This is a genomic window from Shewanella bicestrii, from assembly GCF_002216875.1.
GTDB classification, from domain to species: Bacteria; Pseudomonadota; Gammaproteobacteria; order Enterobacterales; family Shewanellaceae; genus Shewanella; species Shewanella seohaensis.
The window spans coordinates 3,225,942-3,251,834 of the sequence record NZ_CP022358.1 but is presented as its reverse complement, the minus strand read 5'-3'; the positions used below and the strand labels follow the sequence as shown (position 1 = coordinate 3,251,834).

The following is a 25,893-nucleotide window of genomic DNA, read 5'->3' as shown; positions in this document are numbered from 1 at the left end:
ATGGAGCTGCTGCTCGACACCTTAATGCAAACCATCGCTTCTTACATGTGGCCATTGTTTCGCGTGACCAGCATGTTGATGGTCATGGTGGTGTTTGGTGCTACGACAACCCCGACTCGAGTTCGTTTACTCTTAGCGGTGGCTATCACTCTGGCCATTGCGCCAGTATTACCGCCCGTTAAGGATGCGGAGCTCTTTTCCTTAAGCGCTGTTTTTATTACCGCTCAGCAAATTATTATTGGCGTCGCCATGGGCTTTGTGACTCAAATGGTGATGCAAACCTTTGTGTTAACGGGCCAGATCATCGGTATGCAAACCAGCTTAGGTTTTGCCTCTATGGTCGATCCGGGTTCTGGCCAACAAACGCCAGTGATAGGCAACTTCTTTTTGTTGCTCGCGACGTTGATTTTTCTCGCCGTCGATGGACACCTGTTGATGATCCGAATGTTAGTCGCCAGTTTTGAGACCTTACCGATTTCGAATCAAGGGTTAAGTTTGACGAGTTATCGCGCGCTAGCGGAATGGGGCTCCTATATGTTTGGCGCGGCATTGACCATGTCGCTCTCGGCGATTATTGCCTTGCTACTGGTTAACTTATCCTTTGGGGTAATGACTCGCGCCGCGCCGCAGCTGAACATTTTCTCGATAGGTTTCCCAATCACTATGATTGGTGGACTGCTCATTTTGTGGTTAACCTTGACCCCCGTAATGGCCCATTTCGAAGAGGTTTGGGCGTCGGCACAGCTTTTGCTTTGTGATATTTTAGGGCTTCAGTGTCAAGCCGACGGCATACTTTAACCGGATAGGAACGCGTAATGGCTGAAGAAAGTAGCGGCGAACGCAGCGAGGAACCCACCGGGAGGCGCCTCGAACAGGCGCGAGAAAAAGGGCAGGTAGCCCGTTCAAAAGAGTTAGGTACTGCGACCGTGTTGCTTTCGGCTGCGACAGGCTTGTATATGCTCGGGCCTGGGATTGCGAAGGCGCTGTCCAATGTGTTTGAGCGCGTTTTTACCATGGATCGCGCTGCGATTTTCGATACGAACCAGATGTTTAATGTATGGGGCGTCGTGGGAAGCGAGATTGGCTGGCCGTTACTCAAGATTATGTTACTGATTGTCGTGGTGGCATTTATCGGTAACGTATCCCTTGGCGGGATGAACTTCTCCACCCAAGCCATGATGCCTAAGGCCAGCAAAATGAGCCCGATTGCGGGCTTTAAACGGATGTTTGGTGTGCAGGCCTTGGTTGAATTAACCAAAGGGATTGCTAAGTTTTCTGTGGTAGCCATCGCGGCTTATTTACTACTCAGTCATTATTTTAACGATATTTTACTCCTGTCAGCCGATCATCTCCCCGGTAACGTCCATCATGCGCTGGATTTGTTAGTGTGGATGTTTATTCTGCTTTGCTCCTCCGTCTTAGTCATCGTGGTGATCGATGTGCCATTTCAGATCTGGAATCACAACAAACAGCTGAAAATGACTAAGCAGGAAGTGAAAGACGAGTATAAAGATACCGAAGGTAAACCTGAGGTCAAAGGGCGAGTACGCCAAATGCAGCGTGAGTTAGCGCAGCGACGCATGATGGCCGAAGTTCCCAATGCGGATGTGATTGTGGTGAACCCTGAGCATTATGCGGTGGCCATTAAATACGATGTGAAGCGCTCTGCAGCGCCTTTTGTTATCGCTAAAGGTGTGGATGAAGTCGCGTTTAAAATCCGCGAAGTGGCAAGGGCACATAACATTGCGATTGTCTCTGCACCACCGCTGGCGCGGGCAATTTATCACACCACTAAGCTTGAGCAGCAGATCCCTGAGGGCCTATTTACCGCGGTGGCACAGGTTCTGGCTTATGTGTTCCAGTTACGCCAGTACCAAAAAGGTCGTGGCCGTAAACCTATTCCAATCCCTGCTAATCAACCCATCCCTGACGAGCTGAAACACTAGTTAAGTGTTAGGTTAACGAAGAGATAGTTCACAGAGATAAAACCACGACTTGAAGCGCTAGTGGTTGGCGCGTTTTTTGCTTCCAGGCTGTTATACGTCAAAGTTTAGGTATCTGTGAATGGATGTTAAAGCCTCCCTAGGCCAAGTAAAACAGTTGAAACTGAGCTCTTTCAAGGGCATAGGTACGCCAATGCTAGTGCTTGCGGCATTGGCTATGATTGTATTGCCTATCCCGCCGTTTCTACTCGACGTTTTATTCTCTTTTAACATTGCCTTGGCTTTGATTGTTCTTCTTGTCGCGATTTATACCGACAGACCCTTAGACTTTGCTGCTTTTCCAACTGTTTTATTAGTCGCGACATTGCTGCGACTCGCGCTTAACGTGGCATCGACCCGTGTGGTATTACTCGAAGGTCACAATGGTGGTGACGCCGCCGGTAAGGTGATTGAGGCCTTCGGCTCCGTGGTGATTGGCGGTAACTATGCCGTGGGCCTAGTTGTATTTATCATCTTGATTATTATCAACTTTGCCGTTGTAACTAAAGGTGCTGGCCGTATTGCCGAGGTGAGTGCTCGCTTTACCTTAGATGCGATGCCGGGCAAGCAAATGGCCATCGATGCCGACTTGAACGCAGGTATTATTAATCAAGATCAAGCCAGAACCAGACGCGCCGAGGTGACCCGCGAAGCCGATTTCTATGGCGCAATGGACGGTGCATCTAAGTTTGTGAAGGGTGATGCGATTGCCGGTATCATGATCTTAGTTATCAACATTCTCGGTGGGTTTATTATCGGGATTGTGCAGCACGGTTTGACATTCTCCCAAGCCGTTGAAATTTATACCCTGTTAACCATTGGTGACGGTCTCGTCGCGCAAATTCCTGGTCTATTACTGTCAATCGCTGCGGCGTTGATGGTGACCCGTCAAAATGAATCTGGCGATATGGGCCAGATGCTGATCAGTCAGATGTTTGACAGTCACAAGTCGCTCAGTATTGCGGCTGGCGTACTCTTTGTCATGGGGATTGTGCCTGGCATGCCACATATGGCGTTTTTAAGCTTTGCCGTGATCACAGCTGGAGCCGCTTACTTTATCTTCAAACGTAATGAAGCCAAACGTACTAAAGCCCTTGAGCAAGTCAAAACGGGCCCAACGGAAAGAGCCGAAAGAGAACCTAAAGAACTTAGCTGGGACGATGTACACCATGTTGACACTATTGGTCTGGAAGTAGGTTACCGTTTGATCCCATTAGTCGATAAGGGACAAGGTGGGGAATTACTGAGCCGGATCAAAGGGGTACGTAAAAAACTTTCTCAAGAGCTGGGCTTCTTGGTGCCTGCGGTACATATTCGTGACAACCTCGATTTATCACCCAATGCCTACCGCATCTCGTTAATGGGCGTGGTGGTTGGAGAGGCGGATATTCGCCATGACTGCGAACTTGCCATCAACCCTGGCCAAGTTTATGGCAAGCTCGATGGTATCGAAACACGTGATCCAGCCTTTGGTCTCGAAGCCGTGTGGATTGCCCCTGAGCTGCGTGAACATGCACAAACCTTAGGTTATACCGTGGTGGATGCCGCGACAGTGGTGGCAACCCATATTAGCCAAATATTGACGAATAATGCGGCGAAACTCTTAGGCTACGAAGAAGTGCAACAACTGATGGATATGCTTGCTAAGCATTCGCCTAAGCTGGTGGATGGCTTTATTCCTGATGTGATGCCGCTCGGAAATGTCGTAAAAGTGATGCAAAACCTATTAAATGAAGGAGTTTCTGTCAGAGACTTGCGTACCATAGTGCAAACTTTGTTAGAATACGGCACTAAGAGTAACGATACTGAAGTGTTAACGGCGGCAGTGCGTATCGCATTGAAGCGCATGATAGTTCAAGAGATCTCGGGTCCTGAACTTGAAATACCTGTCATAACTTTGGCGCCAGAGTTGGAACAGATGTTGCATCAGTCAATGCAAGCAACCGGTGGCGATGGCCCAAATATCGAACCAGGTCTTGCAGAGCGTATGCAGCAATCCTTAGCGGATGCCGCTCAAAAGCAAGAAATGGTTGGTCAGCCCGCTATTTTGCTAACGTCAGGTATGTTACGTGCGACACTGTCTCGCTTTGTTAAATATACTATTCCTAATCTCAGAGTGATTTCTTACCAAGAAATCCCCGATGAAAAGCAAATACGCATAGTGTCTGCCGTCGGCCAGTAGAGGACGCATAAGTGAAGATTAAACGTTTTTTTGCCAAAGACATGCGTGCTGCACTGGCCCAAGTGAAGGACACGCTCGGCTCCGATGCCGTGATTATGTCGAATAAAAAGGTAAATGGCGGCATTGAGATTGTGGCCGCCGTTGACTATGACGAGCCCAAAGCGAAGGCGCCTGCCGCTGCACCGACTTTTATGGATGTGAGTGATGACTTAGTGTCGCTCGGTGCTAAAGCGCCGATTCGCGCTGAAACTAAGTTAAAACCCTCGGCGCCAGCAGACTCTCTCCAAGCATTGCTCGAGAAGCAACAAAGCCGTTTAAACCAACAGCTCACCCATCAACAGCAAGACGCCGAATTGCCTGCGTGGGCACAAGGTCTACAAGCTCCTGCAGTGCCAAAAGCTGAACGCCGAGATATGGGACAGACTTTCGATAAGAAGCCGCAGGTTTCACAGAAGCAAAATGCGGATATTGAAGCGATGCGTGATGAGTTAGCATCCTTACGCAATTTGCTTACTCATCAAGTGTCTGCGCTGATGACTGAACACAAAAAGCGTATCGATCCTGTGGGTGCCATGCTGGAGTCAAAGTTACTGGAAGCGGAGTTTTCGCCTGCGGTCGCGAACAAGTTAGCGGCGCTTAGTCAACACTATACCCCGGCAGAATTAGTTCGTGCCTTGCCACAAAGTCTAGCGAATATGCTTGATAATCAAGGTGATGATATCGTTAAGCAAGGTGGTGTTGTGGCGCTGGTTGGCCCAACGGGTGTAGGCAAAACCACTTCCTTAGCCAAATTAGCGGCTCGTTTCGCTGCCCATCATGGTGCGGATCAAGTCGCCTTGATCACGACAGATCATTATCGTATTGGCGCTTATGAGCAATTGGCCACCTATGGCAAAATTATGGGATGCCCAGTTAAGCAAGCCCATGATCTTGCTGAGCTAGAGCAAATACTGTATCAGTTCAGAAATCGCAAGCTAGTATTGATAGATACCGCAGGAATGGGCCAACGAGATATGCGGCTTTACCAGCAACTTGATAATTTAACTGCAAATAGCAGAATACCTATCCGCAGTTATCTGGTACTGTCTGCCACAGGACAGCGCCGTGTGCTACAGGATGCTGTAAATCACTTTAAACGCATTCCATTATCTGGTGTTGTACTCACCAAGCTCGATGAGTCCGTGTCGTTAGCGGGTGCATTAAGTGTGTTGATCCAAAGTGGGTTGCCATTAAGTTATGTTACGGATGGGCAGCGAGTGCCCGAAGATATGAAAGTTGCCGATACTTTATTGCTCGCAGAGCAGGCGTTAGCGGCCTTAGAAAACACTGAACAACAATCGTTACCAGACACAGCGTGGTCAGATAATATGACCTGTGCATTTGAGTAGAGTTATGACCCTGGATCAAGCAAGTGGTTTACGTATGATGAATCAACCCTATAACGAAAAAGTGAAAGTAATCGCGGTTACGGGTGGTAAAGGTGGCGTGGGTAAAACCAGCGTGTCTATCAATACCGCAGTAGCATTAGCCGAAAAGGGCAAGCGTGTCTTAGTGCTTGATGCCGACTTAGGCTTAGCAAACGTCGATGTCATGTTAGGGATCCGTGCTGAACGTAACCTTTCCCACGTACTCTCTGGCGATGCTGAGCTGGATGATATTATCGTCCGAGGACCTAAGGGCATAGGCATTGTCCCTGCGACCTCAGGAACTCAAGGCATGGTAGAGTTGAGCCCTGCGCAACATGCGGGCTTAATTCGTGCTTTTAGTGAGATGCGTACCCAGTTTGATATCCTCATCGTGGATACTGCCGCGGGGATTTCTGACATGGTACTCAGTTTCTCCCGTGCCTCACAGGATGTGTTGGTGGTTGTTTGTGACGAGCCAACTTCTATCACTGACGCCTATGCGTTAATCAAAATTCTCAGCCGTGAACACGGCGTTTTCCGCTTTAAAATTGTTGCTAATATGGTGCGCAGTTTGCGCGAAGGTATGGAATTGTTTGCTAAACTCAGTAAAGTGACCGACAGATTCTTGGACGTGGCACTCGAACTGGTTGCGACCATTCCGTTTGATGAAAACCTTCGCAAATCAGTGCGTAAACAAAAGTTAGTGGTTGAGGCTTATCCTAAGTCTCCTGCTGCGATTGCGTACCATGGCTTAGCGAATAAAATCATGAGCTGGCCAGTACCACAGCAACCTGGTGGGCATTTGGAGTTTTTCGTTGAGCGTTTAGTTCAGCGACCAGATTTTCAAGAGGAAAAAACGAGTGAATAAAGCCGCAGCGTATACTTGTTTAGACAGTAAAACGTCAATCGTTGAACAGTATGCACCGTTGGTTAAAAGAATTGCACATCACTTGCTCGCCAGATTACCTGCCTCAGTGCAGCTCGATGACTTGCTTCAAGCGGGGATGATGGGGTTATTAGAAGCATCATCCAAGTTTGATGGTGGCAAAGGTGCAAAGTTTGAAACCTTCGCCGGCATACGGATCCGTGGCGCCATGTTGGATGAGATCCGTCGTGGCGACTGGGTTCCCCGTTCTGTTCATCGAAATAATCGTCGAGTAGCTCAAGCCATTGATGAGTTAGAGCAAGTGTTGGGTCGTGATGCACGCGACACAGAAATTGCAGAAAAACTTGATATGACGCTCGATGAGTACCATCATATTCTTAACGATGTTTCTGTTGGTAAAATCATAGGGATAGAAGACTTAGGCGTATCGCAGGATATACTCACTTCGAGCGATAATGTCAGTGATGGTACATATGAAGCGTTAGCAGAAACCCAGTTTCATTCAGCACTAGTTGAGGCGATAAAATTATTGCCCGAAAGAGATGCGCTAGTGCTATCGTTATACTACGATGAAGCATTGAATTTAAAAGAAATTGGCGCCATTCTTGAGGTAAGTGAATCGCGAGTTAGCCAGATATTAAGTCAGGCAATGTTGCGGCTCAAAGGCAAACTCAAGCATTGGACATAAGTATAATTATTTATTGAGCACAGAATGTCGGCTCACCGGAGGAAACCTTGGACAAGAATATGAAGATTCTCATCGTTGATGACTTTTCGACAATGAGACGTATCATCAAGAACTTGTTGCGAGACTTGGGCTTTAACAATACCCAAGAAGCAGACGACGGCTCAACTGCGCTGCCTATGTTACAAAAGGGCGACTTTGATTTTGTCGTGACAGACTGGAACATGCCAGGAATGCAGGGTATTGATTTGCTGAAGGCTATTCGGGCTGACGATTCCCTTAAGCATTTACCCGTATTAATGGTTACCGCTGAAGCAAAACGTGAACAAATTATTGCTGCCGCACAAGCCGGTGTTAACGGCTATGTGGTTAAACCTTTTACCGCAGCAACACTTAAAGAGAAGTTAGATAAAATATTCGAACGACTCGCTTAAGCAGGGATGAGCTATGAAGTCACAAACATCAGGGCTCATTACGCTCGAGAAGGCTCAGCGTTTAGTTGAACTATTAAGCGCGAATGAACAAGCTCAAGCAGATGATTTATTTAGGGAACTCGCGGCTCCACTTCAACGGGAGCTCTTTGATGAAGTTGGTAAACTTACAAGGCAACTTCACAGCGCATTAATGGATTTCCAAGTTGATAATCGTTTGGTTGAACTTGCGAATACCGAAATTCCCGATGCTAAGGAACGGCTAAGTTATGTCATTGACATGACCGAGCAAGCAGCGAATAAAACCATGGATGCGGTAGAAGAGTGCTTGCCGCTCGCGAATGCATTAACGGCGAATATTCAACAAGTGATGCCTTCTTGGGACAAATTGATGCGCCGTGAAATCGCTCTGAGCGATTTTAAAGCGCTTTGCCACAATGTGCAGCATTTGATGTCACGTAGCGAATTGGATTCCAATCGCTTACGCGAATTGCTCAACCAGATTTTGATGGCGCAGGATTTTCAGGACCTGACTGGACAAATGATCCGGCGGGTGATCGATCTAGTGATGGAAGTTGAAAGTAATCTGGTGTCTATGCTGACAGTATTTGGTGAGCAACCCGTGATTGAGAGTCAGATTACTCAGAAAAATAATATTGAAGCTGAAGGACCGATAATGAATGCCGAGCTTCGTCAAGACGTCGTTACCGGTCAAGATGAAGTCGATGATCTGCTGTCGAGTCTGGGTTTCTAACTGGGAGTCAATTTGATGGCCTTTGATGTAGATGAAGAGATACTCCAGGACTTTTTAATTGAAGCGGGCGAAATTCTTGAGTTGCTGCAAGAGCAGCTGGTCGCGCTTGAAAACAATCCTGATGATACTAACTTGCTAAATGCCATTTTCAGGGGGTTTCATACTGTAAAGGGCGGTGCGGGTTTCCTTAGTCTCACTCCCATGGTGGATGTCTGTCACGAAGCAGAGAACACCTTCGATTTATTACGCACAGGCAAGCGCAGTGTCTCCGCCGAGTTAATGGACATCATTCTTCAGGCTGTCGATGCGATTAACACTATGTTTGCTCAAACCCAACAAGGCGAGCAACAAGACCCAGCAGATCCTGCATTATTGGCTAAATTGAAAATGCTCAGCTCCGGTGAGCCGCTTCCTTCCGAATCGGGTCAAAGCAGTGCCGAAGTTGAACCATTGCCTGAACCAGAACCTGAGCCCGAACCTGTCATAGAAACTGTGTTTGAAGTTGCCGCTGTTGAAGACATGCCGATTGAGAAATCAGAGCTTTCAGATTCCAGTATCGATGAAATCGATGAAGCGGAGTTTGAAGCATTACTCGATGCGCTGCACGGCGCCGGAAAAGGTCCCGGAGTTTCTGCTCCACAAGCCGATGCTGCCCCTGCTGTGCAAAATAAGCCTCAAGCGACATCTGCAAGCGCAAGCGATGATATCACCGATGACGAGTTTGAAGCGCTGCTCGATGAGCTGCACGGTTCTGGTAAGTTTAAAGGTAAAGTGGAAGAGCCTGCCAAGCCAAAAGCTGAAGCAGTTGCCGCGGCACCCAAACCTGCCGCTCCAGCGGTTGATTCGGACGAAATCACTGAAGATGAGTTCGAGCGTCTCCTCGATGAGTTACACGGTAAAGGCGGTGCACCTGCAAAAGTGACTGCGAAAGCCGAATCTGCTCCAGCTAAAACCGAGCCCGCTAAAGCGCCTCCAAGTGCCGCAGCGCCTTCAACTCCTGCCGCTCCCAAAGCCAGTGTTGCTACACCAGCAACACCTCCTGCGGTAAAAGCCAAAACTGATGTGGCGGTTGCTGAAAAAGCCCCTGCTAAAGCAGCGGCAGCAGCGTCTGCTAACGTACCTCAGGGCGAGACAACTGTTCGCGTCGATACCGCGAGACTCGACCAAATCATGAACATGGTCGGCGAGTTAGTGTTAGTGCGTAACCGCTTATTGAGCTTAGGTATTAGTCGTGATGACGAAGAAATGTCTAAGGCGCTAGCGAATTTAGACTTGGTGACAGCGGATTTGCAGGGCGCGGTGATGAAAACGCGTATGCAACCCATCAAGAAAGTCTTTGGTCGCTTCCCTCGGGTTGTACGCGATTTAGCTCGTACTCTGAATAAAGAAATTGATTTAGTCCTCGTGGGCGAAGAGACGGACCTCGATAAAAACTTAGTCGAGGCGCTTGCCGATCCGTTAGTGCACTTAGTGCGTAACTCAGTAGATCATGGCATTGAGATGCCTAATGATCGTGAGGCCAGCGGCAAACCTAGAACAGGCACCATCACTCTGTCTGCAAGCCAAGAGGGTGATCATATCCTGCTGAAAATTGAAGACGATGGCGCGGGTATGGATCCTGAAAAGTTAAAGCAAATTGCCATCAAGCGTGGGGTACTCGATGAGGATACCGCGGCGCGGATGACTGACAGTGAAGCTTATAACCTGATTTTTGCGCCAGGCTTCTCGACCAAAGTGGAGATTTCAGATATTTCCGGCCGTGGTGTGGGGATGGACGTGGTGAAAACCCGTATTACCCAGCTTAACGGAACCGTACATATCGACTCGATGAAAGGCAAGGGCACCATACTCGAGATTAAAGTGCCGCTGACCTTAGCGATTATGCCGACCTTAATGGTGGACGTTGCCAAGCAGGTGTTTGCGTTGCCTTTATCTAGCGTAAATGAGATTTTCCATCTCGATCTCACCAAGACCAACATTGTCGATGGACAACTGACTGTAATTGTCCGCAACAAGGCCGTACCGCTTTTCTATCTAGAGCAGTGGTTACACCGCAATCGAACCAGCTTTAAACATGGTGACAAGAAACACGGCCATGTGGTCATTGTACAGCTAGGCATGATGCAAATTGGTTTTGTTGTCGATGCTTTAATTGGACAAGAAGAAGTGGTGATTAAACCCTTGGGAGCATTGTTGCATGGCACGCCGGGTATGGCGGGGGCGACAATCACATCCGACGGTGGCATCGCCTTAATCTTGGATGTCCCTGGATTATTAAAGCATTATGCGAAGAATAAAAGTTAGTTTCCAATAAGGAATGGAATGGCCATTAAAGTATTAGTCGTTGATGACTCAAGTTTTTTTAGACGACGTGTTAGTGAAATAGTCAATCAAGATCCTGAACTGGAAGTGATCGCGACGGCCTCTAACGGGGCCGAAGCGGTGAAGATGGCTGCCGAGCTAAATCCTCAAGTCATTACAATGGATATTGAAATGCCAGTTATGGACGGTATTACTGCCGTTCGTGAGATCATGGCGAAATGTCCAACACCGATTTTGATGTTTTCTTCATTGACCCATGATGGCGCCAAAGCCACGCTAGATGCCCTCGATGCGGGGGCGCTCGATTTCTTACCTAAGCGCTTTGAAGATATTGCGACCAATAAAGATGACGCGATTCTATTATTGCAGCAAAGAGTAAAAGCACTAGGTCGCCGCCGTATTTTCCGCCCAGTGGTGCGTCCAACGACGCCTACGCCGCCACCTCGCCAGAGCGCGAGTTCAGTATTAGGCGGTGCATCGACCCATGCGCAACCTGCTCCAGCGCCTGTGCGTTCTTCACCTGCGACCTCGATTCGTCCAAGTGGTAAGCAATATAAATTATTGCTGATTGGTACATCGACGGGCGGCCCTGTCGCCTTGCAGAAGATTCTGACTCAGTTCCCAGCAAATTATCCGCATCCTATTTTGCTTATCCAGCATATGCCTGCGGCCTTTACGCCCGCCTTTGCGAACCGTTTAAACGGTTTGTGTAAGATTGAAGTGAAAGAAGCGGCTAATGGTGACGTATTGCGTCCAGGCTGCGCCTATCTTGCACCAGGTGGAATGCAAATGATGGTTGAGCGCGCTGGTGTTACTGGCCGTGTCAAAGTCTTGGCTGGCAGCGCGGAGATGAACTACAAGCCCTGCGTCGATATTACCTTTGCCTCAGCATCTAAAGCCTATGGCGGTGATGTGCTGGCGGTAGTATTGACGGGCATGGGAGCCGACGGCCGCGAAGGCGCGCGTATGTTGAAATCGGCTGGCGCGACCATTTGGGCACAGGATGAGGCGAGCTGCGTGGTCTATGGTATGCCGCAGGCGGTGGCCAGTGCGGGTATCGCTACACAGTCCATTTCTCTGGATAACATGGCGGAGTCGATTTTAAAAGAGTCTGCGCGTGGCTAAGTCGAAAACACAGATAAGCACAAATATTTTGCTTATCATAGTGTTAATGGCGATAGCTATATTATGCTTAGCCGCGTTAAGTCTGGACTATCATCGAAAAATCATTGCATTACGCGATGATGTAAAGCGATTGGAGTCGACACAGATTTTGCTCATGGTGCCGGATGAACAGGCGCAGGCGATTGCATCTTGGCTCGCTTCCCATCCGGATCAAACTAAAGCGATGTTAAAGTTGGCTTCACCGGGAGAGCAAAAGGCGGTGACCCTAGGTCCAGAGGCGTTCTCGGCATCCGATGCAAAAATTCCGCCGACGCTTGAGAAGCCAGTTGAAGATAAACCGTCGCAGAAGCTAACTGCTGTCGATTCCGTACCTGAGTCATTGCGTACAGAAGCCTCATCGGTTTCATCAACGCAAGCACAACCTCAGTCGAGTAATGTTCCCGCGGTGATTTCAGAAAATGCCGATGGGGTCAAAGTCATTAGTTTGCCTAACGGCGGCATAAGAGTGACCACAAGGGAAGGCGAGTAGTGCTGGTCGTTGCTGAAACGGGCATGATGAATAGCCGAGAATCAATATTAAAGAGGTCAGTTCTTTGAAAGTCTGGACCATTGCGAATCAAAAAGGTGGGGTTGGAAAAACCACTTCAGTAGCCAGTTTAGCCGGCGCGCTCGCTAAACGGGGTAAACGTGTACTGATGATTGATACCGATCCCCATGCATCGCTTGGTTATTATCTTGGCATTGACTCTGAAGAGGTTCCTGGTTCGCTATTTGACGTGTTTGTGGCGCATAAGAGTTTGACGACTGACTTAGTCAAATCCCACATAGTACCCACCTTAGTCGATGGTTTAGATTTACTGCCCGCTACGATGGCGTTAGCCACGCTAGACCGAGCGCTCGGACATCAAGAAGGCATGGGACTGGTGCTGCGTAATTTATTGGCACTGGTAGCGGATGAATACGATGTGGCGATTGTGGATTGCCCACCCGTGTTAGGAGTATTAATGGTGAACGCGCTGGCGGCCAGTCAACACATAGTGATCCCAGTGCAAACCGAGTTTTTGGCCATAAAAGGGCTCGAGCGCATGGTCAAAACCATGGAAATCATGGGGCGGTCAAAGAAAACCCGTTATAGCTATACTGTTGTACCCACTATGTACGATAAACGTACCAAGGCATCACCTGCTGCCTTGCAGGTGCTGAGTGAACAATATGGCGACAGCCTTTGGCGAGATGTGATCCCAGTAGATACTAAATTTAGAGACGCCAGTTTGGCACATTTACCCGCTTCCCATTATGCAAGCGGCAGTCGTGGCGTAAAAGCTTACGAGCGATTATTAGATTTTCTTTTAGCTGGGGAGTTTGGCCATGTCAAAATCGGTTGATGAAACTGTTTTTGATTTTTTTGAATTATTGCTGCATGAAGAAGACTGCAAAGCTGTGGATTCCCCGAGTGCGCCTCAACATGAGGTTGTGGCACCACTGGTTGGCAAAAAAAATGAAGCACAATTACTCGATGACGCCATTTTAGCCGAGCACAGTCAGGCTAAAGTGCACGCGAGTGTGACCATTGCTGCTGAAGTGCAGCCGCAGAAGGCAAAGTCTGTCAGTAATATGCCTCATCTTGATGAGCCAGCGCCGTTAGTTAATAAGCAGGCTTTGGAGAAACTCCTCGCGCCGGTATTAAAAACGGTGGTGATTGAGGATAAGCCTGCGGAAGTGTTGAGCGAAGTCGCGCCCGAGATGGATAAGGTGCCTGAGGAGATCCAAGAGAGTATCTCTTCGCTACCCGAATGCGACGCTAGCGTCACCATTGAGCAGCCATCCACTGTCGTAGATGACGAGATAATCATTGAGACAACACCCGAGACTCAGGTGGGGTTTGCCCCTCCAAGTATCACAAAAGACCTGCAAGAAGTACTCGATGATGAGTTTCAAGTACTATTCTTTAAAGTGGCAGGGTTAACCTTAGCTGTGCCTTTAGTGAGTCTGGGTGGGATCGTTAAGGTTGAGCGGATTAATCATATTATCGGTCGCCCTTCTTGGTTTTTAGGGGTGCAAACCCATAGGGAAGAGCAGTTAAATCTGGTTGATACCTGTGCATGGGTGATGCCAGAAAAATACACGGATAAACTGGCGCAATCGGTAAATTATCAATATCTTGTATTATTAGAAGGCAGTAATTGGGGATTAGCTTGTGAGTCTCTCGTTAATGCAGTAAAAATTAATAAATCGCAAGTAAACTGGCGCAGCAAAGCCGGGAAACGTCCTTGGTTAGCTGGTGTAGTGAAAGAACAAATGTGTGGCATTTTGCACGTACAAGCCTTAGTTGAAATGCTTGATGCGGGTTTAGGCTGTCAGGACTCCATTGGTTGAGGTAAACATGAAAGATACAAGAAATGTCGCGGCCGTGGCTGCAAGTAAAGATGATGCAGTATTGCAATGGGTTACCTTTAAGTTAGACAACGAAACTTATGGTATCAATGTGATGCAGGTGCAAGAGGTGTTACGTTACACCGAGATTGCTCCTGTGCCTGGCGCCCCCCATTACGTATTAGGGATCATTAACCTGCGCGGCAATGTGGTGACCGTTATCGATACACGATCACGTTTTGGTCTGCAATCGGCGGAAGTGGATGATTCGACTCGTATCGTGATTATCGAAGCTGAGAAACAAGTAATCGGTATTTTGGTGGATAGTGTGGCCGAAGTAGTTTATCTGCGCCGCTCTGAAATTGATAATGCCCCGAATGTCGGCACTGAAGAAAGCGCCAAATTTATCCAAGGCGTGAGCAATCGCGATAACGAGCTACTGATCCTCGTCGATTTAGACAAGTTATTATCCGATGAAGAATGGGCTGAGTTAAATCAGCTCTAAGCTTCCATGATCAGACGACAGATTAGTTAATCTGTCGTCCTTGCTTTTCAAAATGCAAACGGTTTATTTCGCCATTGTTTAACCATTATGATTGCCGTTTGGTGAACCCGTTGTATTGTTGATTTCAGTTTATTGTGATGCGTAAGGATGATTAATGGGCGATGAATTTTTAATCGCAGCCTTAGTTTATGTGATTGCGTGTTTAGGGTTAGTCCTTTATCTCCAAAAACAATTGAGTAAGTTGCGCAGTAAAGTTGAAGCGTTAACCGTGCTGGTCAAAGAAGGCGATCGCCAACGTGAGTCCTTTAAACGGGAGTTGCAGGAGCTTCGCAGCGGCACTATCGGCATGGGACGACGTGTTATCGAGCTTGAGAAGCGCTTACATCAACAATCTGAGCGTATCGAAGAGTCGACGCAGCAGGATCCTCAAGCCAAACTCTATACCCGAGCGATGAAAATGGTCGCGTTAGGCGCGGGGGTAGACGAACTGATTAAAGAGTGTGAGTTACCTAAAGCCGAGGCTGAGCTGTTAATTCGCCTTCATCGAAAATAAGCAGACAAAGTCGCATCGTCCTTATTTTAGGCTTTCTCTACAATTTTCTTGTGCATGTTATTCCACTGCTCAGGAAATTTGCCATCCAACATGTACACAAAGGCAATCAGTTCTGCGATCAGCAGATACAGTTCTTTCGGAATTTCCTCACCTAATTCGAGTAATCGCAAAAAATTACTCAGGTGGGGATCTTGATGAATATAAACGCCTGACGCTTTTGCGAGCGCAATGATTTCATCTGCAACTAATCCTTCCCCTGATGCCACGACTTTAGGGGCATGTTTACCATCGTAGCTTAAGGCGACGGCTTGCTGGGTTTTAGGTTCTTCATCCATTATTTGTTCTCGATTCTATGCGCGTGTTTTCACTAAAAAATGATCGCCAGGGAGTAGGGTCGCCGGCACTTGTGCTATTTGCGTGGAAAGCTCGCCGGGAGTAAAGCCTAACTGGGATAATTTTTGGCCTAGGGGGGCTAAAAAATTATCGACGCGATTGAGCAGTTGTTGGCTATTACCTTTAAATTGAATATCTAACACTTGCTGATGAAAGCGTGCCGAAATCAGCAGCGGCCCCTGTGCAAGATTAAACTTCAACTGCAAATGCCAACCTTTATACTTTTGCTGTTCATCGTCATTGGCATCTCGTTCAAATTTACCCTCAAGCTGTTCGTGCCGCTGGTTGATGCCATAGGGCAGGGCAAAAAACCACACCAGATTGCCGTTGTTCTCGCCGCTGGCTTGCTGGTAGAGGTGTAAGCTTGAAGCCAATTGCCCCATGCTCTCGAGTCCCCCGGCTTTACTCAATTGTCCAAGCAGATTGGTCGATAAGCCCGTTTTAGCCTGGAGTAGCTCTAAATAATCCGCCAGTTTTTGACTGATGCTATTGTTGGCATTATTGGCCCTGAATCCCAGTAATAATTGAAACAGCGAGGTAATCGCATTGGCATTCATCAAAACCGTCGCTGGATTAAGTTGTGGCGCGGCAAGGTTTAAGGCTGAAAGCCCGAACATCGTTTCTTTAAGCTCCCCAGGGTCACTCAATTGTCCTAATGTTGGCGGGCTCAAATGAGGTAAATGCTTTAATAACTCTGCCGCGAGATTTGCTCCGCCGCGCGCGAGCATTTGTTCTAATGGTAAGGCTCCAGCTTTGGTAAAAGCTTTCTGTAGCACCTCATTGACACTGATTTGTGCCTCGGTGGACTTATTTGTTTTTTCGCCTAATTGAGCCTCCATTGCCTGTGGTTTGAGACTCAGCGGCAACTCGTTACCGACTAAGCCAGTTTTAGTGGAACTTGTAGGGGGGAGTTCCTGTTGAGCCTTGGCCGCTAAAAGCGAGTTGCGACTGCTATCGAGATTGCTCGCCCCCGATGCCATAGTTTTAGCTTCTAAAGGTTTTAATTCTAGTGGTTTAGATTCAAGGGACTTAGATTCAAAAGGCTTAGATTCAAAGGCCTTGGATTCTAACGTCTTAGCATCAAGCACTTGTGCTTTTTGCTGATTTTGGGAAGTTTCTTGCGATTGCGCCGTGGTATTTAACGTTTGATTTACAGTAGTCAACTTAGGTTCAGTATTCGCTTGTAGACTGGTTTGAATACTAAGCGCCGATGCATTGTTTTTGCTGGTTGGATTATCTGTTGCCGAAGAGGTCGTCACCCCCACAGCCGCTTTGTTATCTGGTGCCACTTGGGCTTGAATACTAGGTTTTGACGTATTTAATAATTCAGCTTGAGGTGTCAGTCCCTCAAGTTTTCGCAAAAATGTGGCAATTACCTGAACCGGTTCAGTTTTAGAGATCACCACATTGGCTGCTTGTTTATCAATAATGGGAAGCTGAGTTTCATTTATTGGCGCGCCAATTTGGATTTCAAGTTTGCTCAGTATTGGGGTCAAGACTAAAATAGGCCGGCCTTGAGAGAAGCTGATATTCGCTTGAAATTCTCCTGCGCTGAGTCGAGTACCAGGATCCTGTGGCACCACTGTCCCGTTCACAAATTGAAATTCTTTCGTTGTAACAGTGACATTGGGTAGTGGATACCCTTGTGGCCTAGCTGCTAGGGTATAGAGCTTATCTAGGGAAATACCATTTTGCTGTGCAAGTTGTGCAATCGCGTCGGGCAATTTAAGGGTTAGAGTTGCGCCTAGGGTCAATAATTGCGCGTTAGGTACAGTCGCATTCACAGTGGTATTGGCTTGTGGAGCGATTTGATTCACTAAAAAATGGCTTGCCACAATGAGCGCTTGTCTTTGCTGTGCATTAACAAGCTTTAAATTATATTCTGTACCGTTTAGAATAATACTATCGCCCTCGGGAGAGATCTGCACTTCAGCAGGAATAGGGCGCGAGCTAACGCTTGCAGCATCGATTGAGGCCGCTGAAGTGATTAATTGCGCATTGGCGGTATTAATTAGAGGAATAGACTCCATGTTAGGCCCTTGTTGGTGTATCTAACGGCACGCTATTTTGAAAAATTAACAATTGACCAAAATGTTTTGCCAAGTATGCTTATGCGCTTTGTAAAAACAACGACAGTTTCTCTGTCATACTAGAGTATGCCACTCAGGTGAATAATCTTTTATCGTCACTTGTCCTTGGTCACTTTAGCAAAACTCGATATCTAAGCAGTACATTTATTTAAGAGAGCAATATGAAGTTTAAATCGCTAGGGGTACTTTTAGGATTTGCATTACTGCCTAAGGTGTATGGGGCAGAGGCGACTGTACCTGAGACTACTCCAAAGGATACGGCTTCAGCAGTAAAGATTACTTACGATGACCCGCGTGATCCCTTTGAGGGATTTAACCGTGCAATGTGGGATTTCAACTATCTGTATTTAGACCGGTATATTTATCGTCCTGTCGCACATGGATACAACGATTATCTGCCATTGCCCGCCAAAACGGGGATAAACAACTTCGTACAGAATTTGGAAGAACCGAGTAGCCTAGTTAACAACGCCTTACAGGGTAAATGGGGCTGGGCGGCAAATGCTGGCGGCCGTTTTACGGTGAACACCACAATCGGGTTACTCGGGGTATTTGATGTGGCCGATATGATGGGGATGCCACGCAAGCAAGATGAATTTAACGAAGTGCTAGGCTACTACGGCGTGCCAAACGGACCGTATTTTATGGCTCCCTTTGCCGGCCCCTATGTAGTGCGAGAACTCGCGTCGGATTGGGTTGATGGTCTATACTTTCCACTATCTGAGCTAACAGTGTGGCAATCCATTGTTAAATGGGGACTTAAGAGTCTTCATGCGAGAGCATCGGCGATTGACCAAGAAAGGCTTGTTGATAATGCGCTCGATCCCTATACCTTTGTGAAAGATGCGTACTTACAACACATGGACTATAAAGTCTATGATGGCAATGTTCCTCAAAAACAAGAAGATGATGAGTTGCTCGATCAGTACATGCAGGAACTTGAGTAAGCTTATGCGCTGTACTTGGCTGTAAATCCTTTTTTGCAGCCAAGCCCTTGCCGTATTGAATGATTCTTCCGATGTCATGATTGAGTTATTGCTATCGCAATGAATGTTATTCGGGAATCTTTATGGCGTTAAATGATGTTTCTATTCTTTGGGTCGAAGACGATCCGGTCTTTAGGCAAATCGTCGCCACTTTTCTGATTGGGCGCGGTGCCGAAGTTGTGCAGGCCTGCGATGGTGAGCAGGGACTGTCCATTTTTAAGCAACAACGTTTCGATATTATTCTTGCCGATCTCAGCATGCCTAAACTCGGTGGACTCGATATGCTCAAGGAAATGAGTAAATTAGAGCCGCTGGTGCCTTCAATTGTGGTCTCTGGTAATAACGTAATGGCGGATGTCGTTGAAGCCCTGCGTGTTGGTGCCTGTGATTATCTCGTAAAACCCGTCCCCGATTTATTTATCATCGAACAAGCGATAAAGCAGGGGTTGCAACGACACCATTCCGATGATGTGACTCAAGCCGAGTTTGATGCTTTATCTAATCAAGAGCTTAAGGATAACTTGGTTCTGTTAGAACAAAGTGTCGAAGCGGCAAAGCAAGTTCAGCAGCAGCTGTTTCCTGCTTCTAACATCAGCTATCCCACGGCCAAAGTGGATTACAGTCTATTTAAGAGTAGCGATATCAGCAGTTACTTTATTGATTCCACTATGGTGGGCAGTGACTACCTCATCATGTATATGGCCCATCTCTATCCCGAAGACAATAGAGCGGCTTTTGCCTGTGTATTGCTGCGCAGTTTTGTTAACCAAAAGCTCAAAAGTTATCGTAGTGGCCAAAGCAAGACGATCATCGAGCCCTTTAATATGTTGAGTTATTTGAACGAGCGTTTAGTTAAATCTGGCCTCGATATCACAGTCGATATTATTTATGTCGCTATCGAATTAACTCGGTATCGCGCCGCGATTGCGCAAGCTGGTAAGGGGCTGAGGTGCTACTTGCGTAATGATGAAGGTTTGAGTCCATTAGCGCTTTCTGAGAGCTTGCAATTGGGGATGTTAGACTGGGGGAAACCGAGGATTCAGTTTCGCACTATATTGCCGCAGGAGCAGCTTTGTATCGCCACCAGTGAGCCTGAACACAAGCAGCAACTTTTAGAAAACCAATTTAAAGGCCTTGTTTATGATTCACAGTTACCCGCGGGTGGCTTTATGCAATTAAGCCTATAACTGTGGCTAAATTCACTATGCCACTACAGTGACTTTGTGCGTATCGATGATAATGAATTTGAAGGTTGGCGATATCGACTGTTAATCTAAAATGTAATCGGAAATTAGCTCGACGCTTATGTTAATTATCTAAGCTACAAATAAAAAACGCTGCCATGGCAGCGTTTTTTTATTGATTGAACCTAAAGCAGATTAACGTTTAATCGCTTCATGCTCACCGGTGACGGCGATTTCATCTTCTAACGCTTCGGCTTCGTTGTGATGCTTGCTTTCTGCACCATGCATCCAATCCACAAGTTTGTCGGCCATGAAGTATAAGACCACACCAGAAAGTGCTGCAGTAATCGCGATACCCGAGAAAATGGCCATTGCATTGGCGAGTTGTTCTTCTTTTTCACCGCCGTGGCCGATGAATGAACCCACTACGCCACCAATCTTGTTAGCAGCAGCAACGAACAGGAACCAAGAACCCATCATTAATGAAGCTATACGTAATGGGGCTAGCTTAGTCACCATAGATAAACCAATTGGTGATAAGCAAAGCTCACCCATGGTGTGGAAGAAATAAGCACCGACTAACCACCACATGCTCGATTTCGCTGAAGCATCGCCACCCATCTCAACAACGGCACCGATCATGAATAAGAAGCCAACGGCTAATAGCACTAAGCCTAAAGCAAACTTAACAGGGGAGTTTGGTTCATTCTTACCTAAACGAACCCAAATCGAAGCTACAACAGGTGCAAAAATCACGATAAACATCGCGTTTAAGGATTGGAACCAAGTGGTTGGAACTTCCCAAGTACCGATCATTCTGTCGGTAAAGTCATTCGTGAACAGGTTCATCAAGCCGCCAGCTTGTTCAAACCCCGCCCAGAAGATGATGGTAAATAAGCCCATCACCATGATGACTTTAATACGGTCACGCTCAACTTTGGTGAGTGGCTCTTTGCGAACTTCGCCTTTTTCTGCCGCTTTTTGCTTTTCAAGCTTAGCAGCTGGGGTTCTACCGATATCACCAAGTAGCTTTTGCGCAAACACAAGTTGGATGATTAATGACAGGATCATACCAATACCGGCACAGATAAAGCCGGCTTGGAAGTTGCCATCATAAGCCGCCACCACAGAACCTACGATAATACCCGATAGGAAAGCACCGACGTTGATCCCCATATAGAAAATGGTGAATGCACCGTCACGGCGATGATCACCTTCTTCGTACAGATCGCCTACCATGGTAGAGATATTCGGCTTGAATAGGCCGTTACCTAAGATCAAGGTTCCTAAGCCGACATAGAAAACTTCGGTTTCCATACCAGGTACCCAAGCGTGCGGCGTACCGAGAATAAATTGACCTGCGGCCATTAAAGTACCGCCAATCATAATCGCGCGGCGTTGGCCTAAAAAGGTGTCTGCTAACCAGCCACCGATAAGCGGCGTTAAGTAAACTAGGCCAGTGAATGTACCATAGAGTGAAATCGCATCGGCTTGCGTCCAACCTAAACCGTGTCCCCCTTCACTCTGCACTTTGTCCACTAAATACAGCACCAAAATGGCGCGCATTGCGTAATAACTAAAACGTTCCCACAGTTCTGTTGTAAATAGAAGGAACAGGCCCTTGGGATGACCAAGCATCGTCCCTTGTGGTTTTGCTACGCTCATGAAGTTTCCACCTTAAGCTCGTGATTGCCTGTGGCGCCCCTGTAACAGGATGATGTCACCACAGAAAAATGGTTGTTGCTCTTCTCATTTATCCACTGTGAATTCGTTGGTTTACTGAAGCTTTAAAGCAAGAGTAACTTGTTGAATTACGGCGGCTTTGGTATGAGTTATTGTTACGTTCTTATAATAAAAGTAATATTTTATAGCATTAAATTGAACGATTTCGCTAAAATCCCACCTTATATACCCTTTAAAAGTGGCTAAAGTCAATTTTGGCTTGCTAACTGGTGAGATTATCTGCAACTTACGGCAAAGGCCGATTAATGCTGATTTTACTAATATAAGTCGTTATTGTTCATATACCGAGCGGCAATCCTTTTGCGCCAAAAAACTGCTTCCATCCCTATTCACAACTTTGCTATGATTGCGAGCCGTGAATGGACGTCACTTAACATAGGGTAGTGAGATTAGTAGATGAAGGCATGGTACCTTTTGTATTGTAAACCTCGAAGTGAAGCGAGGGCACAACAGAACTTAGCGCTTCAAAATTTAGAGACATACTTACCGATGGTTTCTGAAGAAAAATCTCAACGCGGGCAGAAGCGGATCTGTCGCGTACCTCTATTCCCAAATTATCTGTTCATCAATTTCGACCCAAGCCAAACCAGTGTTAAGCAGGTCAACTCTACTCGCGGCGTGAGCCGAATCGTCAATTGTCAGGAAAAAATGACGCCTATAGACGATCGTATTATTCACGCTATTCGCATGAAAGAATTAACGCCTTCCCAAGCGGTTTTAGACCACGAACTAGAACTAAAAACCGGGGAAAAAATTCGCTTTAAAGATGGGCCATTTATTGATTTAGAAGGCATTTTTCAAGAAAAATGCCCAAACAAACGTTGCCAAGTTTTATTTAATATCATGGGGCAAATCAAAACCTTAACAGTTCCAATGCAATCTGTTGAGCGCGTGTGATTTATTAACTATTTCACTTTGCTGGTTTAGGATTTTAACCTAGAGACGTGTAAGAAATTTGCTATAAGTTGAGTTTATAAAATTTAAACAAGATTAGGATTAAAATAAAAATTTTGTTTTTAATCAATATTTTGCTGGCTATTTTTGAATTTACGTTGTTTGTTAAAAGAAAAAGTGCATAAAAAGCAACCAGGCAAGGTGTGGTAGCCATTAATTAAACAAACTGCGTAGTGGTTTAGCAGTACAATCTGCCACTGCTTAAGCCGCTAGAACTTAGTTTTTACAATAAACGTTTTATTTGATTTTATGCTGTAGCAAGTTCTGACCTTAGGTTTCTAACAGGCATTATTTCTCTGTTATTCGAAGACCGAAAGCATGAACCTGGTACTTAAATCTTAAGTCTCAACATGGGTAAGTGATAAAGTTCGATATACCTTGAGATATAGCTTTAACCTATTAAAAAATCTAATTTTTCGCAATGCGAAGGGCAATATAGAGGCCGCAATCTATGGGCGGTAGCGTGTCCGAATGACATCGAATGAATGGTTTTATTCGCTCAGCGGATGCCAAAGGGGTCGATAGCGTGTCAGGTTTCGATGAACGATATCCATGCGCTGTTGTTTGGATGGTCTTCGGCCTCTAGGGCACAATCCAAAGCGCCGCTCTGCAAAGCTCGCAAGTTAGCTTTAGAGCCTAGACCTTAGAAGTACAATCTTCTCGCAGGGCAAAGCCCGATCAGCTTTTAATGTTTTCCATCATCTTTACCCAATCGGAGATATCTGGTGTTACAACAATTCAAAAAATACATCAAAGCGGTTCCCAAAACCGCAATATTAGTTGGCATCACTGCCACGATATTGATGGGCACACAGGCGCAAGCTATTACGCCCTCTCCGCAGATGATAGAGCAATTCAAACAACTACCTAAGTCAGAGCAAGAACGTTTAGCTCGCCAATACGGTATTGATCCGTCAATGATCACGGGGGCCTCATCTACTGCTACTGTTGTTGAAAACCCACCTGTGGTTACGCCACGAACAGAAAATGGTAATAAAGTCGTTGATCAATCTGAGGATGATAAACTTAACCAAGCGACTAAATCTGAAGCAAAGGTTGAGGCGATTGAAAGCAAAAAAGAAGACCAACTAAAACGCTTTGGTTATGATCTCTTTGCTGGTTCACCAAGTACGTTTGCACCTGTTTCAGATGTACCAGTGCCTTCTGAATATATGATAGGCCCTGGTGATACCTTAAATGTGCAATTTTTCGGTAAAGAAAACAATCAGTTCACATTAACCGTGGGGCGTGATGGAGCCGTGCAATTTCCAAATTTGGGCCCTATTTCCTTAGTCGGGCTAACATTTGCAGAAACTCGCGAGCTATTACAGCAGAAAATCAGCCAAAGCATGATTGGTATCGAATCCAATATCACCATGGGTGAATTACGCTCGATTCGGATTTTTGTCGCTGGCGACGCTTACAAACCAGGCTCCTACACAGTGTCGAGTTTATCGACTATCACCCAAGCTCTATTTATCTCGGGCGGGGTGAACGAAATTGGCAGTTTGCGTGATATTCAATTAAAACGCTCTGGAAAAACCATTGCTCGTTTAGACTTGTATGACTTATTACTTCGTGGTGACGCTTCAGGGGATATGCGTTTACAATCTGGAGACGTAGTGTTTATCCCATCTGCAGGTGGCAGCGTTAGTGTGATTGGTGAAGTACGTCGCCCTGCGATTTACGAGCTAAAAAATAACGAAACCATGGCCGATGTAATTAATATGGCCAGTGGTTTAAACCCTGGTGCTTATCCTAAAGCGAGCACCATTGAACGTTACAGCCGTGAAGCGGTAAAAACCGTGGTAAGCGTTGATTTAACTGAAAATTCAGGCCTGAGCACCTTAGCTAAAAATGGCGACCTACTAAATGTGCGCTCAGCCTCAAGCCGGATTGATAATGCTATTACAGTTTCTGGTGCAGTCATCCGCCCTGGTAAATATCAATGGACAAATGGTCTAACGGTTGCTGATTTATTGCCTTCAATTTGGGGGGATTTAACCATCTCCGCCGACTTGGATTACAGTCTACTCGTTCGAGAAATCAACCAACGGGGTGATATTGAAGTTGAGCGTATCAACCTCGGGCGTGCCATCGGTGAACCAAAATCGCATTATAATCTTGCGCTAAAGCCACGAGATTCAGTCATCGTATTTGACTATGCAGATCGTGAGGAGCTGCTTAAGCCCATTATTAAAAAGTTAAAAGAGCAAAGCCGTTTTGGTGATGCAGCGAAGCTAGTTAATATCAATGGTAATGTGCGTTTTCCTGGCCAGTATCCAATAACGGTTAATGCCGATGTTAAAGATTTACTTATAGCTGCAGGCGGGCTAGAAGAAGGTGCATATACCTTATCTGCAGAGCTCACTCGCCAACAAGTGTCTGAGCAAAACGGTGTCACAGTAGAACATGTGCAGCTTAGTTTAGACCGCGTTATGCAAAATGATCCGGCTGCCAATATCAAACTGCAAAGCCGTGACATATTAACCGTACGTACGTTGCCAGACTGGCAAGAAACTCGCTGGGTCACCATTAAAGGTGAAGTCAAATTCCCCGGTACTTACAGTATCCAGCGCGGCGAAACCTTAAAACAAGTGCTTGCTCGTGCAGGGGGGATGACGAGTGATGCTGCACCCCGCAGTGCAGTCTTTTTACGCAAATCTATTCAAGAGAAAGAACAGCAAGAGCTTGCTAAGCTTGCCGATGAGTTGCGCCGTGAGATTGCAGCAAAAGCCTTAACCAAAGACACGCCTACCGTTGGTTATAACGATGCACAAATGATGTTAAATCAGTTGGAAAACGTTAAAACGGTTGGTCGTTTAGTTGTCGATATCAATGCGATTGAATTAGGTATCGAAAGTGCCGATTTAATGCTAGAAGATGCAGATGCACTCTACATTCCACCTGCTAACCAGACGGTTTCTGTTATGGGCCAAGTGCAACACCCAAGCACTCATCGCTTTAAAACTGGTCTAACCTACGAACAGTATTTAGCGTTATCCGGTGGGGCACGTAAACGCGCTGACGAATCACGCACTTATATATTAAAAGCTGATGGCTCGGTACAAATGCCTGAATCTTCATTGTGGTTTACTGGCGGTAGCTCAATGGAACCTGGTGACACCATAGTTGTACCATTAGATACCGAATACAAAGATAACCTCACGCTATGGACGCAAGTGACCGGCATTATCTATAACACCGCTGTGGCTGTATCCGCGATATCGGGGATTTAAGAGATAGAACGCAGGCCATAGGCCCTAGAATCTAGGACGGCCTTCGGCCTCTAGAACGCCACTGCGTGGCTCTAGGATTTAGGCCCTTGAATCTAGGACG

General features: G+C 46.5%; 22 protein-coding genes. 19 read left to right on the top strand and 3 right to left on the bottom strand.

Annotated elements, in window-relative coordinates:
* The 15 genes from fliR (at window position 1) to CF168_RS14045 (ending at window position 15,204) form a co-directional block, all read left to right on the top strand.
* Window positions 1-798 (top strand): flagellar biosynthetic protein FliR, encoded by a 798-nt coding sequence (gene fliR, locus CF168_RS14115; RefSeq protein ID WP_089068185.1) that lies wholly within the window; start codon window positions 1-3, stop codon window positions 796-798.
* A gap of 17 nt (window positions 799-815) precedes the next feature.
* Entirely contained in the window at window positions 816-1,946 is a 1,131-nt protein-coding gene (gene flhB, locus CF168_RS14110; protein ID WP_011622082.1) for a flagellar biosynthesis protein FlhB, read from the top strand.
* 118 nt (window positions 1,947-2,064) lie between these two features.
* Entirely contained in the window at window positions 2,065-4,164 is a 2,100-nt protein-coding gene (gene flhA / locus CF168_RS14105) for a flagellar biosynthesis protein FlhA (protein ID WP_089068184.1), read from the top strand.
* 11 nt (window positions 4,165-4,175) lie between these two features.
* Window positions 4,176-5,552, top strand: a complete 1,377-nt coding sequence (gene flhF / locus CF168_RS14100; protein WP_086903721.1) for a flagellar biosynthesis protein FlhF — start codon at window positions 4,176-4,178, stop codon at window positions 5,550-5,552.
* Window positions 5,553-5,556: 4 nt separating this feature from the next.
* Window positions 5,557-6,438: a MinD/ParA family protein gene (locus CF168_RS14095; protein WP_011622085.1), complete on the top strand. Its 882-nt coding sequence runs from the start codon at window positions 5,557-5,559 to the stop codon at window positions 6,436-6,438.
* The gene (locus CF168_RS14090) at window positions 6,431-7,144 is read left to right on the top strand and encodes an RNA polymerase sigma factor FliA (protein WP_011716431.1); all 714 of its coding nucleotides are present in this window, start codon (window positions 6,431-6,433) and stop codon (window positions 7,142-7,144) included. The genes CF168_RS14095 and CF168_RS14090 overlap by 8 nt, the downstream gene beginning before the upstream one ends.
* A gap of 47 nt (window positions 7,145-7,191) precedes the next feature.
* Window positions 7,192-7,575: a chemotaxis response regulator CheY gene (cheY, locus tag CF168_RS14085; RefSeq protein WP_007649667.1), complete on the top strand. Its 384-nt coding sequence runs from the start codon at window positions 7,192-7,194 to the stop codon at window positions 7,573-7,575.
* A 13-nt stretch (window positions 7,576-7,588) separates the two neighbouring features.
* Window positions 7,589-8,326: a protein phosphatase CheZ gene (locus CF168_RS14080; RefSeq protein ID WP_011622087.1), complete on the top strand. Its 738-nt coding sequence runs from the start codon at window positions 7,589-7,591 to the stop codon at window positions 8,324-8,326.
* A 15-nt stretch (window positions 8,327-8,341) separates the two neighbouring features.
* Window positions 8,342-10,630, top strand: a complete 2,289-nt coding sequence (locus CF168_RS14075) for a chemotaxis protein CheA (RefSeq protein WP_089068183.1) — start codon at window positions 8,342-8,344, stop codon at window positions 10,628-10,630.
* 18 nt (window positions 10,631-10,648) lie between these two features.
* Window positions 10,649-11,773, top strand: coding sequence for a protein-glutamate methylesterase/protein-glutamine glutaminase (locus CF168_RS14070; protein WP_089068182.1), 1,125 nt, complete (start codon window positions 10,649-10,651; stop codon window positions 11,771-11,773).
* 13 nt (window positions 11,774-11,786) lie between these two features.
* Entirely contained in the window at window positions 11,787-12,302 is a 516-nt protein-coding gene (locus tag CF168_RS14065) for a membrane anchored protein in chemotaxis locus (protein ID WP_167373709.1), read from the top strand.
* 64 nt (window positions 12,303-12,366) lie between these two features.
* Window positions 12,367-13,158, top strand: a complete 792-nt coding sequence (locus CF168_RS14060) for a ParA family protein (RefSeq protein ID WP_086903718.1) — start codon at window positions 12,367-12,369, stop codon at window positions 13,156-13,158.
* Entirely contained in the window at window positions 13,142-14,149 is a 1,008-nt protein-coding gene (locus CF168_RS14055; RefSeq protein ID WP_011716436.1) for a chemotaxis protein CheW, read from the top strand. Before CF168_RS14060 ends, CF168_RS14055 begins: the two co-directional genes overlap by 17 nt.
* Before the next feature lie 7 nt (window positions 14,150-14,156).
* Complete coding sequence (locus CF168_RS14050) at window positions 14,157-14,651, top strand: chemotaxis protein CheW (RefSeq protein ID WP_011073088.1); 495 nt, start codon at window positions 14,157-14,159, stop codon at window positions 14,649-14,651.
* 154 nt (window positions 14,652-14,805) lie between these two features.
* Complete coding sequence (locus CF168_RS14045) at window positions 14,806-15,204, top strand: DUF2802 domain-containing protein (RefSeq protein ID WP_011622093.1); 399 nt, start codon at window positions 14,806-14,808, stop codon at window positions 15,202-15,204.
* 26 nt (window positions 15,205-15,230) lie between these two features.
* Here CF168_RS14045 and CF168_RS14040 read toward each other — a convergent pair whose 3' ends face one another.
* Together CF168_RS14040 and CF168_RS14035 are read right to left on the bottom strand one after the other, a co-directional pair.
* Window positions 15,231-15,539, bottom strand: coding sequence for an EscU/YscU/HrcU family type III secretion system export apparatus switch protein (locus tag CF168_RS14040; protein WP_041417170.1), 309 nt, complete (start codon window positions 15,537-15,539; stop codon window positions 15,231-15,233).
* A gap of 15 nt (window positions 15,540-15,554) precedes the next feature.
* On the bottom strand, window positions 15,555-17,627 hold the full coding sequence (locus CF168_RS14035) for a flagellar hook-length control protein FliK (protein WP_089068181.1): 2,073 nt from the start codon (window positions 17,625-17,627) through the stop codon (window positions 15,555-15,557).
* 221 nt (window positions 17,628-17,848) lie between these two features.
* On the opposite strand from CF168_RS14035, the gene CF168_RS14030 reads away from it, so the two are divergent.
* Together CF168_RS14030 and CF168_RS14025 are read left to right on the top strand one after the other, a co-directional pair.
* Complete coding sequence (locus CF168_RS14030) at window positions 17,849-18,634, top strand: MlaA family lipoprotein (protein WP_089068180.1); 786 nt, start codon at window positions 17,849-17,851, stop codon at window positions 18,632-18,634.
* 122 nt (window positions 18,635-18,756) lie between these two features.
* The gene (locus CF168_RS14025; protein ID WP_089068179.1) at window positions 18,757-19,860 is read left to right on the top strand and encodes a response regulator; all 1,104 of its coding nucleotides are present in this window, start codon (window positions 18,757-18,759) and stop codon (window positions 19,858-19,860) included.
* Window positions 19,861-20,052: 192 nt separating this feature from the next.
* Here CF168_RS14025 and CF168_RS14020 read toward each other — a convergent pair whose 3' ends face one another.
* Window positions 20,053-21,522, bottom strand: a complete 1,470-nt coding sequence (locus tag CF168_RS14020; RefSeq protein ID WP_011716441.1) for a peptide MFS transporter — start codon at window positions 21,520-21,522, stop codon at window positions 20,053-20,055.
* Between the two features lie 474 nt (window positions 21,523-21,996).
* Here CF168_RS14020 and rfaH point away from each other — a divergent pair, with 474 nt between their 5' ends.
* The gene (gene rfaH / locus CF168_RS14015; RefSeq protein ID WP_011622099.1) at window positions 21,997-22,497 is read left to right on the top strand and encodes a transcription/translation regulatory transformer protein RfaH; all 501 of its coding nucleotides are present in this window, start codon (window positions 21,997-21,999) and stop codon (window positions 22,495-22,497) included.
* Window positions 22,498-23,279: 782 nt separating this feature from the next.
* Window positions 23,280-25,793, top strand: a complete 2,514-nt coding sequence (locus CF168_RS14010) for an SLBB domain-containing protein (protein WP_089068178.1) — start codon at window positions 23,280-23,282, stop codon at window positions 25,791-25,793.
* Window positions 25,794-25,893 lie beyond the last annotated feature (100 nt).